The sequence below is a fragment of the Burkholderia sp. MSMB1588 genome (assembly GCF_001546925.1).
Classification (GTDB): Bacteria; Pseudomonadota; Gammaproteobacteria; order Burkholderiales; family Burkholderiaceae; genus Burkholderia; species Burkholderia humptydooensis.
The window spans coordinates 362,650-378,042 of the sequence record NZ_LNJS01000001.1; the positions used below are offsets into that span (position 1 = coordinate 362,650).

Below are 15,393 nucleotides of genomic sequence, written 5' to 3' on the forward strand. Positions count from 1 at the left end.
TTTCAAGCACGTTGCAAGCACGTTTCAATCGAAGAGACCTGATCAACTATTCAACGACGAGACACGATAAAGGATTGGAGGATCGAATGGACGGGAATCCGTTTCTGAAAATACAGAGCCTCGGCAGGGCGCTGATGCTGCCGATCGCGGTGCTGCCGGTGGCGGGCATCCTGCTGCGCCTCGGGCAGCAGGACGTGCTCAACATCAAGATGATCGCCGACGCGGGCGGCGCGATCTTCGACAACCTGCCGCTGCTGTTCGCGATTGGCGTCGCGGTGGGCTTCGCGAAGGACAACAACGGCGTCGCGGCGCTCGCGGGCGCGATCGGCTACCTGATCGAAGTCGCGATCATGAAGGATATCGATCCGAAGCTGAACATGGGCGTGCTGTCCGGGATCATCGCGGGCGTCGTCGCGGGGCTCCTGTACAACCGCTACAAGGACATCAAGCTGCCCGACTACCTCGCGTTCTTCGGCGGCAAGCGCTTCGTGCCGATCATCACGGGGCTCGCGTGCGTCGTGCTCGGGGTCGTGTTCGGCTACGCATGGCAGCCGGTCCAGCACGCGATCGACGCGGTCGGCCAGTGGCTGCTGACGGCAGGCGCGATCGGTACGTTCGTCTACGGGTTCCTGAACCGCCTGCTGCTCGTCACGGGCTTGCACCACATCATCAATTCGCTCGTCTGGTTCGTGTTCGGCACGTTCACGCCGGCGTCGGGCGGCGCGGCGGTGACGGGCGACCTGCATCGCTTCTTCGCGGGCGATCCGGCCGCGGGCGGCTTCATGGCGGGCTTCTTCCCGATCATGATGTTCGGCCTGCCGGCCGCGTGTCTCGCGATGTTTCACGAGGCGCCGAAGGAGCGCCGCGCGATCGTCGGCGGCCTGCTGTTCTCGATGGCGCTCACGTCGTTCCTGACGGGCGTGACCGAGCCGATCGAGTTCAGCTTCATGTTCCTCGCGCCCGTGCTCTACGTGATCCACGCGGTGCTGACGGGGCTCTCGCTCGCGATCTGCCAGTTGCTCGGCGTGAAGCTCGGCTTCACGTTCTCGGCGGGCGCGATCGACTACGTGCTGAACTACGGGCTGTCGACGAAGGGCTGGATCGCCATCCCGCTCGGCCTCGCGTATGGCGTCGCCTACTACGGCCTCTTCCGCTTCTTCATCCGCAAGTTCAACATGGCGACGCCGGGCCGCGAACCGGCGGGCGCCGACGCGCAGGCGCAGTCGTTCGCGTCGGGCGGCTTCGTCGCGCCGACGGCGGGCGCTTCGGTGCCGCGCGCGCAGCGCTACATCGCGGCGCTCGGCGGCGCGGCGAACCTGTCGGTCGTCGATGCGTGCACGACGCGGCTGCGGCTGTCCGTCGTCGATCCGGACAAGGTGTCCGAAGCGGATCTGCGCACGATCGGCGCGCGCGGCGTGTTGAAGCGCGGCGGCAGCAGCGTGCAGGTGATCATCGGGCCGGAGGCGGACCTCATCGCCGATGAGATCCGCTCGACGCTCGGCAGCGGCGCGACGTCATTCCCGGCAACGGCAACTGCAACGGCTGCGCCGGCCGCTGCGGCAACGGCGGCGGGCGCGCAGGCGGGCCCGCTCGATCCGGAACCGACGCGCTGGCTCGCGGTGTTCGGCGGTGCGACGAACGTGGCGTCGCTCGATGCGGTCGCGGCGACGCGCCTGCGCGTCGTCGTGCGCGATCCGTCGGCGGTCGATCGCCAGCGCCTCGCGACGCTCGACGTCGCGTGGGTCGCGAGCGACACGTTCCACATCGTCTGCGGCCCGTCGGCGCCGCGCTATGCGCAGCAGCTCGCGGCGCGTCTGCCTTCGTCGGACGGCGGCGCGGCGGCGCAGCCCGCCTGACGCGACGGCGGGGCGGCCGAATCCGCGATGCGGGTTCGGCTTCGATCGGGCAATGCGGCAAACGGCTTGCGATATTCGCGAGCCGTTTTTTCTTCGGTGTGGGGTGGTTGGCGCGAGTTGTCTTTGCGCGACGAGCGACGAACGACGAGCCGGGCGACGCGCACGCGGCGCATCGCCCGGCCGCCCGTCATTCGCCCGTCAGCGTGAACGTCGGCTTGCGATAGCCGATGCCCGCGCGCTCGAGCTTCGGCAGCTCGCGCTGCTTGAGCAGCGTCGCGAAGCCCGCCCAGTCGCGCTCGAGCGCGGCCGTGTCGACGTGATGCGTGTCGCCGAGCCTGTAGCGCACGCCGGCCGCGTAGGGCAGTTCCCAGTCGGCCTTGTGCCACGCGCGTTCGGCGAGCGCGAGCAGGCGCGGATACACCATGTATTCGAGCAGTGGCCCGTTGCGCATCACCTCGCCCCACGCCTGCCCCTGGATGCCCTCGATGCTCGGCGCCGCGCCCGCGCTCGTCACCTCGAACGGGTTGCCGTCGCGATCGCCGAATACCTCGGCGTTCTGCGGCAGGTTCTCCGGCGCGAGCGAGAACACCTTGTACTCGTCCGTCGCCTGCGAGCCCCAGTAGTAGCCGCGCTCGCGCGGATTGCGCGTGTACGGAAAATCGAAGTACAGGTAGTCGGGCAGCGCGAGCACGGTCCGGTAGCCCTTCGCGCTCAGATCGCGCGCGCTGTCGGACGCGCCCCAGAAGATCGTGTCCCACAGCGACACCATCACGCTGCGCGTGCTGAAATCCTGCGGCCCGCTCGCGTGCTTGATGCCGTCCTGCCATGCGGCCATCGTGCCGATTCCGTTCGCGTTGACGACGGCGCTGACCTGCTTCGCGAAGCGCGTCGGCAGCTCGTCGATCGATTTGATCTCGCCGCGCCGAAGCAGCGCCGTACAGGCGGGCGAGCGCGCCCACGGCTTGTCCTGCGCGGCAAGATCGACGCGGCCCTTGCCGGGATCGGCGCCGTCGAGCGGCTGGAAGCCCGCGCCGAGCAGGATGTTCTTCGCCTCGTCGCCGCCGAAGTGCCAGATCCGCAGCGGCGCTTGCGCGTCCGCGTGCATCGACGCGATCTCGCGGATCACCTTCGACGCGAAGTTCAGCGCGCCCGGCATGCACGGGTTCAGATCGCTGCGCCGGTCGTAGAACTGCACGGTCAGCAGGTTCGACGTGTCCTGCGGATCGAGCAGGCGGTACGCGTTCGCCTCCTGCTCTCGCCCCGCCGCATGCAGGCGGCGATAGCGCGCCTCCATCGACACGACGGCCGCGCGCGAGTGCGCGGGCATGTCGATCTCGGGGATCACTTCGACGAAGCGCTCGGCCGCGTAGCGCAGCAGCGCGACGTAATCGTCGCGCGTCAGATAGCCGCCGCCCGAGCGGTTGTCCGGACCGGAGCCGAGCTGCGGCAGCAGGCAGCGCGTCTCGCCCGGATCGTGGCAGCGGCGCGCGCCGACGTCGGTCAGCTCCGGCAGGCCGGGAATCTCGATGCGCCAGCCCTCGTCGTCGGACAGGTGCAGATGCAGCCGGTTGAGCTTGTATGCGCTCATCTGGTCGATCAGCCGGCGTAGCGTCGCGGGCGGCTTGAAGTTGCGCGCGAGGTCGACGTGCATCCCGCGGTGCGTGAAGCGCGGCGCGTCTTCGATCAGCATCGCGAGCACCGTCGCGCCGCCCGCCGGCACGAGCGAGAACAGCGTCTGCACGCCGTAGTAGAGGCCCGCGCGATCGTAACCCTCGATGAACGCGCCGCGCGGGCCAATCGCGAGCCGGTAGCCGCCCGGCACCGCGATGTCGGCGGGCAGCCGGCGCGGCGCGACGGCGCCCCACACGGGCACGCGCGCGCCGTCGAGGCCGAGCGTGCCCGCGCGGTCGCGCAGCGCGGCGACCTGCGCGGAAGGCAACTCCGGCAGCGTCAGCTCGACGCCGCGCAGATCGAGCGCGCCGGACAGCGTGCGCTGCCGCTTCACGCTCGGCAGCGCGCGGTTCGCGACCGGCTGCGCGGCAGCGGGCGACGCATTGCCGGGCGAGTTGTCCTGCGCGTCGGCGGGCAGCGTTTCGACGTAGCGCAGCTCGTCGTCGGTATCGTCGTAGCGGAGCACCGCGGGCGCCGCGCCGTCGACGACCACGTACGGGCGGGGGATCACGTCGCTGTAGCGGCGCAGCCAGTATTCGGCGACGAACGGCAACTCGATCCGCTCGCCCTGCGCGAGCCGCACCGTGCCCGGCTGCGGCGTCAGCTCGTACAGATCGCCCGTCAGATGGCGCAGCGTGAAGCCGGGGCGGTCGATCCTGAGCAGCCGGCGGATGCTGTGCAGATAGAGCTTCCAGCCGCCGTCGGTGAGGGTCGGGTGGCCGCGATTCTGCAGGATCAGGCGGCCCGTCGCGCAGCTTGCCCAGTCCGCGCCGAGATCGGCGCACGGCACGCCGGCGGACGCCGCGTGATTGTTGTCGACGGCGACGCGCACCGCGAGGCCGTTCGCGAGCAGGGCGGCGAGCTCGGCGGGCGTGGCGGGCGTGGCGGGCGCGGACGCGGGGCGAGCGGAGGCGGCTGTCGCGGTCACGGCCGCGCTGGTCGTGGCTCGCGCGGGCGGTTGCGCGCGCGAGGCCGCCGGCAATAGCGCCGTCGCGGTCAATAACGCGGCGCACAGGGAATGCGAGATTCGGTTCATGGGGGTTCCTTGGCAAAAAACGGCGATACGACGCCGGGGAAATACGTCGCTGCGATCGGGTCTTTCAAGGAAGCTGCGGGGAAGGCTCGGGAGCCGCGCGCGGGAAGGGAGGGCGAAGCGGGGCCGCGCGCGGGAGCGCGCGTCACGGGTCGGGTTCCGGGCGATCGTGCCGGTCGGGGCGGCGGCGCGTGCGCGTGGGCGCGGACGGATTCATCAGCGCCGCCGCGCGGACGAGGAAGGGGAGACGGCGTTTGCGATGGCGCCGGTCGCCTTGGGCGCGGCGGTGCGCCGCGCGTGGAACCGGATATCGGCCGGCGCGCTGGCCGGAATGTCGACCGAAATGTCGGCGCAGGCCGTGGCCGGAATGTCGGCATGCATGTCGGCACGAGCGGCGGCTCGCGCAACGTGGCGCGCGGGATTCGCGGAACCGGCCGCCCACGGACGGCCTGCGCCGATCATGGCCGGCCGGCGCGGCTGCAAGCTCCGCGCGCCGGCCGGGCGAGAAGCGACAAGCCCGGCCGCGCGGGCCGGACGAACCAAGCGGACCCAATGGGGTTCCTTCATGTCTCCTCCACCGACGTGGATGCGGCCGCTGAGCGGCCGTGTGTGAAAGATCTTATGAAACCTTCGATTGGTGTTCAAGTGGTATCAATCTGGAATCGAATTGGCATTTGATCGTTCAAAAAGGGCTGGATTGAATCGTGTGGCGAGCGAGGCGCGCGGTGAGGTCGAATGCGAATGCGCGAACGCGGCGGCCGAGCGCGCCCGGCGTCGGCGAAGCCGGGATGCGCGCGCGGCGAGCGGCGCGTCAAGGAAGGGGACCGAAGCTAGGACGTGGTCGAAAACGACGCGCGCCGGCGCTACGGAAAGACCGCCCGAGCGCGATGTGTCCGGGCGCGAACGCATCGCGCCGGCGCGATCGCCAGCCGGGACGAAATCGTCGCTGGCCGAAGCGCACGGCCAACGCCGAGCGCCGAGCGCAAGCGTGTTGCCCGATGACACGCTCGACGAAAGAGACGCGCGAAACTTAGTGCGACGACACATACGTCGCGCCGTCGAACGCCTCGGGAATGGCGAAGCTCTCGCGCATGCGTTTCGCCTCCGCGGCGGGTGTCAGGCCAAAGAGTCGCTTGAACTCCCTCGTGAACTGGGACGCGCTCGTATAACCCACGGCGTGGCCCGCCGCCTCGGCGGTCAGGTCGTGACGCAACATCAGCAGTCGAGCCTGATGCAGACGCGTCGACTTCACGTATTGCATCGGTGAGACCTGCGTGATCGCCTTGAAGTGGCTGTGAAAGCTCGGAATGCTCATCCCCGCTTCCTCAGCAAGCCGGGGCACGTCGAGCGGCTGCGCATAGGCGGCGTGGATGAGGCGTAGCGATCGGCCTATTCTGCCGAACTGCCCTCGCATCGCCAGAGCCTCGCGCATCGAGCCGCCCTGGGCCCCGGTCAGCACGCGAAAGTACAGTTCGCGCAGCAACCCTTGGCCCAACACGGCGGCTTCGAGCGGCCGATGCATGGCTTCGAGAAAGCGCAACACCGACGTTTGCATCGCATCATCCATCGGCGTGGAGGTCATGCTGCGGGGCGCTTCCATGCGCTTCGGCGCGCATGCCAGATAGTGGCGCTCGTCGTACAGATAGAGCCGGTCACCGAAGTAACCGCGCTTGCGGCCCTGGCAGACGATCACGATCCCGGGATCGTACAGAACCGGCGTGCGCGACAACGCCCGGTTCGAACGCAGGACGCGCACGCTCGGCAGCGCCGTCAAGTTGTAGCCCTCGTCCGGCGCCAGGCTGAGCAGCAGAGAGACCATGCGCTTCCGGCTTCGCGGCGACAGCTCGGGATGGCGCGGGGTTGCGCGCGTGCTTCTCATGTCAGCAGCGGCTTCGGCCGGGCGCTCGCGCAGGAAGCGCTGGCGGTCGGCCACAGGGTGGTCGGTACCGTGAGAAGCGGGCAGGCATTGCGCGATTTCGCGTCGCTGTCCGCGCATGCCGCATTTGGACGCGTCCTCGATGTGACTGACTTCGACGCCATCGACGGCGTCGTGTCGGCGATCGAAGCGGACGTGGGACCTATCGACGTGCTGGTCAACAATGCCGGCTATGGCCACGAGGGCATCATGGAAGAATCGCCTTTGTCGGAGATGCGTCGACAGTTCGACGTAAACGTCTTCGGCGCGGCCGCGATGATGAAGGCCGTATTGCCCTTCATGCGCGACCGCTGGCGTGGGCGCATTCTGAACATCACGTCGATGGGCGGCCATATCACCATGCCGGGAATCGCGTATTACTGCGCAAGCAAGTTCGCGCTCGAAGGCCCTTCCGAAGCCTTGGGCAAGGAGGTCCAGCCTTTCGGCATCGCCGTGACGGCCGTGGCGCCGGGGTCGTTCCGCACCGACTGGGCCGGCCGCTCGAGCCTCTCCGGCCCGCATCGAAAGCGAATCGCAAACGGCTATCCCGCGGAAATCCGCGAGGCATCAAAGAAAAACCCCCGCGAAAGGCGGGGGCCGTATCGGGAACGAACGCGCGGCGATTGCCCGCACCATCCGCCGCCACGCCACTTCACATCGCGTCGCGCGCGCCCGACACGGCACGACACGACGCAAGCCGCTCTCGGCGCACCACGCGCCAGGCGCTACGCGTCGCGCTTCTGCCGCGCTTCGAGCCACATCGCATTGATGATGCCGAACGCGAGCGCGACGCCGATGCCGAGAATCCAACTGAAGTACCACATGATCCGACTCCTTCGAAACTTGCGAAAATCGTGCGAAAGGGCCGGCCTCGCGGTGCGGCGCACGCGGCGGCCGGCCGGACATCAATACATCGAGTGCCGGTTTTCCTCGAGCGCGCGCGGCGTCACCTTGCCGCGCAGCACGCGATACACCCAGCCGGTGTAGAGCAGGACGATCGGCAGGAACACGATCACCGCGACGAGCATCACTTCGAGCGTCAACTGGCTCGACGTCGAATCCCAGACCGTCAGGCTGCTCTTCGGATCGAGCGACGACGGCATGATGAACGGGAACATCGAGAAGCCCGCCGTCAGAATCACGCCGGTGATCATCAGGCCCGTGCAGATGAATGCGGTCTTCTCGCGCTTCGAGCCGGCGAGCAGCATCGCGAGCACGCCGCCCGCGATGCCGACGACGGGCGCGGTGATCATCCACGGATACAGGCCGTAGTTCACGAGCCAGACGCCCGGCGCCGCGGAAACCTGCTTGAGGAGCGGATTCGCGACGGTATCGACGGGGGCCGCCTGCGTGATCTGGAAGCCGTCGATGAACGAAGCGATCAGCGCGCCCGCGAGCACGAACAGCACCACGGCGACGAGCGACGACACGCGCAGCGCGATCGACGCGCGCTTTGCGATCGTGCCGTCGGTTTTCATCTTGACGAACGCGGCGCCGTGCGCGACGAGCATCGTCAGGCTCACGAGCCCGCAGAGCAGCGCGAACGGATTGAGCAGCGCCCAGAAGCTGCCGTGATAGGTGACGCGCATGTCGGTGTCGAACGCAAACGGCACGCCTTGCAGCAGGTTGCCGAACGCGACGCCGAACACGAGCGCGGGCACGAAGCCGCCTGCGAAGAGCGCCCAGTCCCAGCTCGTGCGCCAGCGCGGATCGTCGCGCTTGCTGCGGTAGTCGAAGCCGACGGGCCGGAAGAACAGCGCGAACAGCACGAGCAGCATCGCGAAGTAGAAGCCCGAGAACGACGCCGCATAGACGAGCGGCCACGCGGCGAACATCGCGCCGCCCGCGGTGATGAGCCAGACCTGGTTGCCTTCCCAGGTCGCGCCGACCGTGTTGACGATGATGCGGCGCTCGTCGTCGGTCTTGCCGAGGAACGGCAGGAGCGCGGCCACGCCCATGTCGAAGCCGTCCGTCAGCGCGAAGCCGACGAGCAGTATCCCGACGAGCAGCCACCAGATCACTTTCAGAGTTGCATAGTCCATGGCGATTCCTTGTGCGAATTCGAGGGTGCCGGGGCCGTCACGCGACCGTGCCGGCGACGGCCTTCTCGAGCGGCCGCCCGGCCTGTTCGTGGTGATAGCGGCCGGTGTGCAGCGACGACGGGCCGAGCCGCGCGTACTTGAACATCAGCGTGATCTCGATGATGAAGAGCGTCGTGTAGAACAGGATGAAGCCCGCGAGGCTCAGGTACAGATCGGTGGCCGTGAGGCTCGACGCGGACAGATGCGTCGGCAGAATGCCCGCGATCGTCCACGGCTGGCGGCCCAGTTCGGCGACGACCCAGCCGAATTCGGCGGCGAGCCACGGCAGCGGAATCGCCCACACCGCATAGCGCAGGAACCAGCGGCGGTTGTCCTGCAGCAACTGGCGGCGCGCGCAGAACCAGAACGCGGCGATGAAGGTCGCGAGGAACAGGAGGCCGAGGAACACCATGATCCGGAACGAGAAGAACACGGGCGCGACGGGCGGGATCGTCTGCTTCGCCGCGGCCTTGATCTGATCCGGCGTCGCGTCGGTCACGTTCTGCGTGAACTGCTTGAGCATCAGGCCGTAGCCGAGATACTGCTTGTGCTGATCGAACGTCGCCTTCGTCTCGGCGCTCGTATCGCCCGCCTTCAGCTTCTGCAGTGCGCCGTACGCGATCATCCCGCTCTGGATGTGCTCTTCGCTGCGCTTCGCGAGATCGCGCAGGCCGACCACCGGCTCGCTGATCGAGCGCGTCACGATGAGGCCGAGCGCATACGGGATCTTGATCGCGTAATCGGTGCGCTCCGCCTCCTGGTTCGGCAGGCCGATCAGCGTGAACGACGCGGGCGCGGGCTGCGTTTCCCATTCGGATTCGATCGCGGCGAGCTTCATCTTCTGCACTTCGCCCGTCGTGTAGCCGGATTCGTCGCCGAGCACGATCACGCAGAGCGTCGACGCGAGGCCGAAGCCCGCGGCAACCGCGAACGAGCGCAGCGCGAAGTCGGTGTCGCGCTTTTTCAGCAGATACCACGCGGACACGCCGAGCACGAACATCGAGGCCGTCACGTAGCCCGCCGACACCGTGTGCACGAACTTCACCTGCGCGACCGGGTTGAAGAGCACGTCGAACAGGTTCGCGAGCTCCATGCGCATCGTCTGGTAGTTGAACTCGGCGCCGACCGGATTGTTCATCCAGCCGTTCGCGACGAGGATCCACAGCGCGGACAGGTTCGAGCCGAGCGCGACGAGGAACGTGACGACAAGGTGCTGGACCTTCGACAGACGGTTCCAGCCGAAGAAGAACAGGCCGACGAACGTCGATTCGAGGAAGAACGCCATCAGCCCTTCGACGGCGAGCGGCACGCCGAAGATGTCGCCGACGTAGTGCGAGTAGTACGACCAGTTCGTGCCGAACTGGAATTCGAGCGTGATCCCCGTGGTCACGCCCATCGCGAAGTTGATCCCGAAGAGCTTGCCCCAGAACTGGGTCATGTCCTTGTAGACCTGCTTGCCCGTCATCACATAGACGGCTTCCATGATGACGAGCAGCCAGGACATGCCGAGCGTCAGCGGAACGAACAGGAAATGGTAGAGCGCTGTGATGCCGAACTGCAGACGCGACAGATCGACGACTTCGCTACTTATCATGGCGGTCTCCCTCAGAGGGTGCGGATGGCGTTGCCGACAGCAATTGCGCGGCGACGACGGCAGGCGGCAATGACATGTGCTCTGCCTGCGGATGGTTGAAGAATGCGTACTTGAGCGCGACGAGCAGGATGAGCTTGAACGCCAGCACGATCGAGATGTCGCGCGCGAGAGTGGGGCCGCGCGCCCAGGCGGCGACCCGGCCGCGCCAGCCCGCCGGACGGGCGGGCGGCGCGCCGTCGGGCGACGCCTTCTTGTTGATGAAAGTCAAAGCCATGATGTCCGGGATGAAGCGATAAGCGCAAAACTGGGCCGGTCTCGCGACGTGCTTCGTGCACGTGCAGCATTTGCTGGCCGGTCCCCCCCATTGTAGGAGGCGCCCCGGAAAACCCTTAGTGCCGCGCTGCGGCACACCGTCGCGAAGCGATTGCGAAATCTTGCGCTTGCTCAAGGCTTGCGCGATTCGCGATGCGTCGGATGAAATTTTTCATAACGTTGATCAAGCATGCAAGCAGCGCGCACGGCTTCGCGGCGCACAAAAAAGCCCGCTGTCCTGCGACAGCGGGCTGTTTCGCTTCGGCGCGGCCCGGGCGGGCCGCACGTTCGGGCGTTATGCGTACGCGGCGAGCGCCGTGCGCATCTTTTTCATCGCGCTCGCCTCGATCTGGCGGATGCGCTCCGCCGACACGCCGAACTCGGCCGCGAGATCGTGCAGCGTCGAGCCGCCCGAGCCGTCGTCGTCGACGTTCAGCCAGCGCGCCTCGATGATCCGGCGGCTGCGCGCGTCGAGCGATTCCAGCGCGCGCGCGATGCCGTCCGTCTGCAGCATGTCGCGCTGCCGCGCGGCGAGCACGGCGGTCGGCTCGTTGTGCGAATCGGCGAGATAGGCGATCGGCGCGTACGATTCCTCGCCGTCGTCGATCTGGCCTTCGAGCGCGATGTCGCCGCCCGACAGGCGGGTTTCCATCTCGGCCACTTCCTCGCGCTTGACGTTCAGCTCCTGCGCGAGGCCGTCGATTTCCTCCGGCGTGAACGCCTGCGTGCCCTTCTTGTGGCTGCGCAGGTTGAAGAACAGCTTGCGCTGCGCCTTCGTCGTCGCCACCTTGACCATGCGCCAGTTGCGCAGGATGTACTCGTGAATCTCGGCCTTGATCCAATGGATCGCGTACGACACGAGGCGCACGTTCTGAGCGGGATCGAAACGCTTGACCGCCTTCATCAGGCCGATGTTGCCTTCCTGGATCAGGTCGCCGTGCGGCAGGCCGTAGCCGAGATAGTTGCGCGCGACCGACACGACGAGCCGCAGGTGCGACAGCACGAGCTGGCGCGCGGCGTCGAGATTGTTTTGCTCGCGGTATTCGGTCGCGTATTGGCGCTCTTCCTCTGCCGTCAGCAGCGGAACCCGGTTCACGGCCTGGATATAGGCGTCGATGTTGCCCAACTGGCCGGGCAGCATCGAATAGGATGCGAGCGCCAGCGAGCCTGCCGATGCGGCCTTAGCGGACGCCGGGCGCAGAGTGTTCGGAAGGGTCAATGCGTTGCTCACGTAGAAAACTCCTTTGGAATCAGGGACGAGCCCCTTTGCCGGGGCGATTCCTCGATGAATCTTAGCACTCCGTCTACTGGAGTGCTAATCCTTAGAAGGAACAGGGGCACCGGAGTTCCCATTTTGCTATCGATTTTTGGATGTCGATAGCCATTGCTGGCGCCCCATTTTCCGCGATGGTTCCGTAAGTGTTTGTTTTACGGGCATTTCGGGTAAAGGTTCCTGATTCTTGTCAATTCGGAAGAAAACCATTTCGTCAGACGATGCCGATCGGAAAAGTCCTTTACCATAAGATGCTGTTCGCTCGAGCACGGCATGTCGATTGTGCCGAGGCTCTATTCAACCAGAGAAGTTGGAGTATGAGATGAACGATAAGAACGGCGGTCGGGTGGGGCGGGCCATTGCGCAGACCGCGCTGGTCTTGGCGCTCGTCGGCGCTTGCGGCTCTGCGTTTGCGCAGCGCTGGGGCCTGCAACTCGGCGGCGGCGTGGCCGATCACGACATGAAGAAGGGCGACATCGCCGTCGTCTGGGATCCGAACTGGACCTGGTGGGAAATCGGTGGCTGGCATTTCGCGTTCGTCGCCGAAGGGCACTTGTCGTACTGGCGCTATACGGGCGATCGCGCGATCAACGACAGCGTCTGGGAAGTCGGCGCGACGCCCGTGATCCGGTTCATCAAGAGCGCAGGCTACGTGCGGCCGTTCATCGAGGCGGGCGCAGGCGTGCGCTTCCTGTCGCATCCGACGATTTCGCAGAACTACTCGATGTCGACGTCGTTCCAGTTCGCCGACATGGTCGGCGTTGGCGCGCAATTCGGCAATCGTCAGCAGTATCAGGCGGGTCTTCGTTTCCAGCACGTATCGAACGCGGGTATCAAAGACCCGAATCCTGGTATAAATTTCAGCCAGCTCTACGTGCAATACAACTTCTGATCGGCGCGCCGGACGCGTGCATGCAGTCGAGGAGTATGGCGATGGTGGCGAAGGGGATCGATGCGATTCGCGCGCTCGAGCGCGACCGGTTTCGAGCGATGGTCGACGGCGACGGCGAGGCGCTCGACGCGCTGTTGTCCGACAAGGTTTGCTACGTGCACACCAACGGCAAGCGCGAGACCAAGCAGCAGTTCATCGATGCGATCACCGCGGGGCGCCGCCGCTACCGGCAGATCGAGATCCAGTCGCAGGAGGTGTTGCCCGTCGGCGACGCCACGTATGTCGTCGCGGGCCGCGCGCTGATCGAGATGGAGACGAACAACGGCGGCCTCGTGTTCCCGATCGCCTACACCGCCGTTCAGACGCAGGAGAGCGGCCACTGGCGCCTCCTCGCATGGCAGGCGACGCGTTGCGCGACTGACGGCTAGGTTACAGGGTGAAGCGGCCCAGAGCGCGAAGCGCGCCTTCGCCCGTGATGGCCGCCTGCTTTTCCGGCCCCTCGTCGGGGCGCTTGGCCGCCGCGCACGTGTCCTTTCGTCTGTCGTCGAATTCGCCGCGTCAGGCCGCGGCGCGCCGCTTGTCGCGGCTCCAGGCCGAGCGGTTGATCGCGCTCACGAGCGCGTCCGTCGCGGCCGCGACCGGATCGGGATGCACGCCCGCGCCGTGGCGCAGCGCGGCGTCGCCGACCTTCGCGCCGACGAACACGACGGCGTCGCCGTTCGCGGTGCGCTCGACCTCGCACGACACGACGTCGATCGCGACGCCCGCCGCCGAGGCGAACGCGGCCGCGGCTTGCCGCGCCGCGCCCGGCGCGTCGTCGGCCTGCGCGAGCACGACCTCGCGATCATGCCAGCTCGCCGATGCGCCCGCGCGCGCGGCCGGGCCCATCGTCTGCAGATATTCGCGCGCGAAGAGCGCGCAAATGGCGTCGGCCGTCACTTCCTCGCCGGACGTGTCGGCGAGCGCCTGCACCGCGTGGCTGAATTCGATCTGCACGCGACGCGGCGGCGAGAAGCCCATCCCGCGCTCGAGCAGGTACGTCGCGCCGCCCTTGCCGGACTGGCTGTTCACGCGGATCACCCCGTCGTAGCTGCGGCCGACGTCGGCGGGATCGATCGGCAGGTAGGGCACGTCCCAGACCGCGTCGGGGCGCTGCTGCGCGAGGCCCTTGCGGATCGCGTCCTGATGCGAGCCGGAGAACGCGGTGAACACGAGATCGCCCGCGTAAGGATGGCGCGGATGCACGGGAATCTGGTTGCAGCGCTCGACGACGCGGCGCACCGCGTCGATGTCGGAGAAATCGAGGCCCGGATCGATCCCCTGCGTGTACAGGTTCAGCGCGAGCGTGACGAGATCGACGTTGCCCGTGCGCTCGCCGTTGCCGAACAGGCACCCTTCGACGCGGTCCGCGCCCGCGAGCAGCGCGAGCTCGGCCGCCGCGACCGCGGTGCCGCGATCGTTGTGCGGATGCACGGACAGCACGATGCTGTCGCGATAGCCGAGGTTGCGGTCCATCCATTCGATCTGGTCGGCGAACACGTTCGGCGTCGCGGCCTCGACGGTGGCGGGCAGGTTCACGATCATCTTGTGATCGCGCGTCGGCCGCCACGTCTGCGCGACCGCGTCGCAGACCTCGCGCGCGAACGGCAGCTCGGTCATGCTGAACGTCTCGGGCGAATACTGGAACGTCCAGTGCGTGCCGGGGCGCGCCTGCGTGTGCGCCTTGATGATCCGCGCGCCGTCGACCGCGAGCGCCTTCACGTCGTCCTTCGACATCCCGAACACGATCCGCCGGAACGACGGGCAGATCGCGTTGTACAGGTGGACGATCGCGCGCGGCGCGCCTTCGAGCGCGTCGAACGTGCGCGCGATCAGGTCTTCGCGCGACTGCACGAGCACTTCGATCGTCACGTCGTCGGGAACGCGCTGCTCGACGATCAGCTTGCGCACGAAATCGAAGTCGGTTTGCGACGCCGACGGAAAACCGACTTCGATTTCCTTGAAGCCGATCGCGACGAGCATCTCGAAGAATTCGAGCTTTTGCCCGATCGTCATCGGCTCGATCAGCGACTGGTTGCCGTCGCGCAGATCGGTGCTCATCCAGATCGGCGCATGCTCGATCGTGCGGCTCGGCCATCGGCGTCCGTTGATGCGAACGGGTTCGAACGGTCGGTATTTGTCGGCGGGGTTGCGCTTCATCTTTGCCTCGGGCGGTCAAGTCGCGAGCGAAGACAGACGGCATGACGCGCCGGTGGGCGCCGCCTGCGCACGTGCATGCCCGATGGCACGACGACGCGGAATCTTCGCGGTTCGCCCGTCGGATCGACGAACGAAAGCTGACGACTACGGGTTGTAAAAAACTGCGAGAAAGAAACTGCGAGGAACTGCTAGGGGAGGGACCGCGCCGGGACGGCGCGGCGCCACGACAGCTTTACGCTAGTCGTAGCGATAGCGGCCGCGCTAGGCGGCCGGAGGTAATTCGGAGGGTGTTCTGGAAGGAACGCATGAGGGCAACTCTATGCGAAGTCGTCCGCGGCTGTCAATCGTCGGGACATTCGGTCGGGCATTCGGTCGGCGGCGCGGCGTTCGCCACCCGCCCGGCCCGCGTCAGCGGGCGCGACCGTCTTCGCGTCAGGCGTGTCGAACAGCGTGCTGATCAGCGCGCCGAAGCGCGCGGCGTCGGCTGAATGCTGAAGCCGCGCGGCGCGTGTCGGGCAAGCGATGCGAACGCTCGCGCACGCGTTCGCCGGCATTCGCCGCCACGCG

General features: G+C 67.1%; 13 protein-coding genes and 1 pseudogene. 5 read left to right on the forward strand and 9 right to left on the reverse strand.

Translation table 11 applies throughout. The features are described 5' to 3' along the window. Positions 1–86 precede the first annotated feature (86 nt). Entirely contained in the window at positions 87–1,856 is a 1,770-nt protein-coding gene (nagE, locus tag WS92_RS13460; protein WP_015602445.1) for an N-acetylglucosamine-specific PTS transporter subunit IIBC, read from the forward strand. A gap of 187 nt (positions 1,857–2,043) precedes the next feature. On the opposite strand, the gene WS92_RS13465 is transcribed toward nagE, so the two are convergent. The 3 genes from WS92_RS13465 to WS92_RS13470 form a co-directional block, all read right to left on the reverse strand. Continuing rightward, positions 2,044–4,563: a family 20 glycosylhydrolase gene (locus tag WS92_RS13465; RefSeq protein ID WP_059932638.1), complete on the reverse strand. Its 2,520-nt coding sequence runs from the start codon at positions 4,561–4,563 to the stop codon at positions 2,044–2,046. Between the two features lie 213 nt (positions 4,564–4,776). Next, a complete protein-coding gene (locus WS92_RS32060) occupies positions 4,777–5,127 on the reverse strand; it encodes a hypothetical protein (RefSeq protein ID WP_082743766.1) in 351 nt (116 codons plus the stop codon). A gap of 463 nt (positions 5,128–5,590) precedes the next feature. Further along, on the reverse strand, positions 5,591–6,439 hold the full coding sequence (locus WS92_RS13470; RefSeq protein ID WP_059932708.1) for an AraC family transcriptional regulator: 849 nt from the start codon (positions 6,437–6,439) through the stop codon (positions 5,591–5,593). Here WS92_RS13470 and WS92_RS32070 point away from each other — a divergent pair. Next, a pseudogene (locus WS92_RS32070) lies at positions 6,410–6,979 on the forward strand (oxidoreductase); the annotation flags it as partial. The gene WS92_RS13470 and the pseudogene WS92_RS32070 sit on opposite strands and share 30 nt — an antisense overlap. Before the next feature lie 221 nt (positions 6,980–7,200). Here WS92_RS32070 and cydX read toward each other — a convergent pair. The 5 genes from cydX to rpoH all read right to left on the reverse strand — a co-directional run bounded on the left by cydX (position 7,201) and on the right by rpoH (position 11,693). Continuing rightward, positions 7,201–7,299 (reverse strand): cytochrome bd-I oxidase subunit CydX, encoded by a 99-nt coding sequence (gene cydX / locus WS92_RS13475; protein WP_004550904.1) that lies wholly within the window; start codon positions 7,297–7,299, stop codon positions 7,201–7,203. Between the two features lie 81 nt (positions 7,300–7,380). Next, complete coding sequence (gene cydB, locus WS92_RS13480; RefSeq protein ID WP_059932636.1) at positions 7,381–8,517, reverse strand: cytochrome d ubiquinol oxidase subunit II; 1,137 nt, start codon at positions 8,515–8,517, stop codon at positions 7,381–7,383. 37 nt (positions 8,518–8,554) lie between these two features. Continuing rightward, entirely contained in the window at positions 8,555–10,150 is a 1,596-nt protein-coding gene (locus tag WS92_RS13485; RefSeq protein WP_059932634.1) for a cytochrome ubiquinol oxidase subunit I, read from the reverse strand. Then, positions 10,140–10,424 (reverse strand): cytochrome oxidase putative small subunit CydP, encoded by a 285-nt coding sequence (gene cydP, locus WS92_RS13490; protein ID WP_006024467.1) that lies wholly within the window; start codon positions 10,422–10,424, stop codon positions 10,140–10,142. The genes WS92_RS13485 and cydP overlap by 11 nt, the downstream gene beginning before the upstream one ends. Positions 10,425–10,757: 333 nt before the next feature. Next, positions 10,758–11,693 (reverse strand): RNA polymerase sigma factor RpoH, encoded by a 936-nt coding sequence (gene rpoH / locus WS92_RS13495; RefSeq protein WP_010676300.1) that lies wholly within the window; start codon positions 11,691–11,693, stop codon positions 10,758–10,760. A gap of 364 nt (positions 11,694–12,057) precedes the next feature. On the opposite strand from rpoH, the gene WS92_RS13500 reads away from it, so the two are divergent. Both WS92_RS13500 and WS92_RS13505 read left to right on the forward strand, forming a co-directional pair. Continuing rightward, positions 12,058–12,627 (forward strand): acyloxyacyl hydrolase, encoded by a 570-nt coding sequence (locus tag WS92_RS13500; RefSeq protein WP_015601857.1) that lies wholly within the window; start codon positions 12,058–12,060, stop codon positions 12,625–12,627. A gap of 41 nt (positions 12,628–12,668) precedes the next feature. After that, a complete protein-coding gene (locus WS92_RS13505; protein ID WP_010676302.1) occupies positions 12,669–13,055 on the forward strand; it encodes a nuclear transport factor 2 family protein in 387 nt (128 codons plus the stop codon). A gap of 130 nt (positions 13,056–13,185) precedes the next feature. Here the strand turns inward: WS92_RS13505 and leuA are convergent, their stop codons facing one another. Beyond that, the gene (gene leuA, locus WS92_RS13510; RefSeq protein ID WP_059932632.1) at positions 13,186–14,826 is read right to left on the reverse strand and encodes a 2-isopropylmalate synthase; all 1,641 of its coding nucleotides are present in this window, start codon (positions 14,824–14,826) and stop codon (positions 13,186–13,188) included. Here leuA and WS92_RS37170 point away from each other — a divergent pair. After that, positions 14,720–14,983, forward strand: coding sequence for a hypothetical protein (locus tag WS92_RS37170; RefSeq protein ID WP_010676303.1), 264 nt, complete (start codon positions 14,720–14,722; stop codon positions 14,981–14,983). The genes leuA and WS92_RS37170 overlap by 107 nt on opposite strands. Positions 14,984–15,393 lie beyond the last annotated feature (410 nt).

Coding starts and splice junctions, on each gene's coding strand:
- WS92_RS13485 (WP_059932634.1), bottom strand. CDS start 10,150: ATGATAAGTAGCGAAGTCGTCGATCTGTCGCGTCTGCAGTTCGGCATC.
- leuA (WP_059932632.1), bottom strand. CDS start 14,826: ATGAAGCGCAACCCCGCCGACAAATACCGACCGTTCGAACCCGTTCGC.
- WS92_RS13470 (WP_059932708.1), bottom strand. CDS start 6,439: ATGAGAAGCACGCGCGCAACCCCGCGCCATCCCGAGCTGTCGCCGCGA.
- cydB (WP_059932636.1), bottom strand. CDS start 8,517: ATGGACTATGCAACTCTGAAAGTGATCTGGTGGCTGCTCGTCGGGATA.
- nagE (WP_015602445.1), top strand. CDS start 87: ATGGACGGGAATCCGTTTCTGAAAATACAGAGCCTCGGCAGGGCGCTG.
- cydP (WP_006024467.1), bottom strand. CDS start 10,424: ATGGCTTTGACTTTCATCAACAAGAAGGCGTCGCCCGACGGCGCGCCG.
- WS92_RS13505 (WP_010676302.1), top strand. CDS start 12,669: ATGGTGGCGAAGGGGATCGATGCGATTCGCGCGCTCGAGCGCGACCGG.
- WS92_RS13500 (WP_015601857.1), top strand. CDS start 12,058: ATGAACGATAAGAACGGCGGTCGGGTGGGGCGGGCCATTGCGCAGACC.
- cydX (WP_004550904.1), bottom strand. CDS start 7,299: ATGTGGTACTTCAGTTGGATTCTCGGCATCGGCGTCGCGCTCGCGTTC.
- WS92_RS32060 (WP_082743766.1), bottom strand. CDS start 5,127: ATGAAGGAACCCCATTGGGTCCGCTTGGTTCGTCCGGCCCGCGCGGCC.
- WS92_RS13465 (WP_059932638.1), bottom strand. CDS start 4,563: ATGAACCGAATCTCGCATTCCCTGTGCGCCGCGTTATTGACCGCGACG.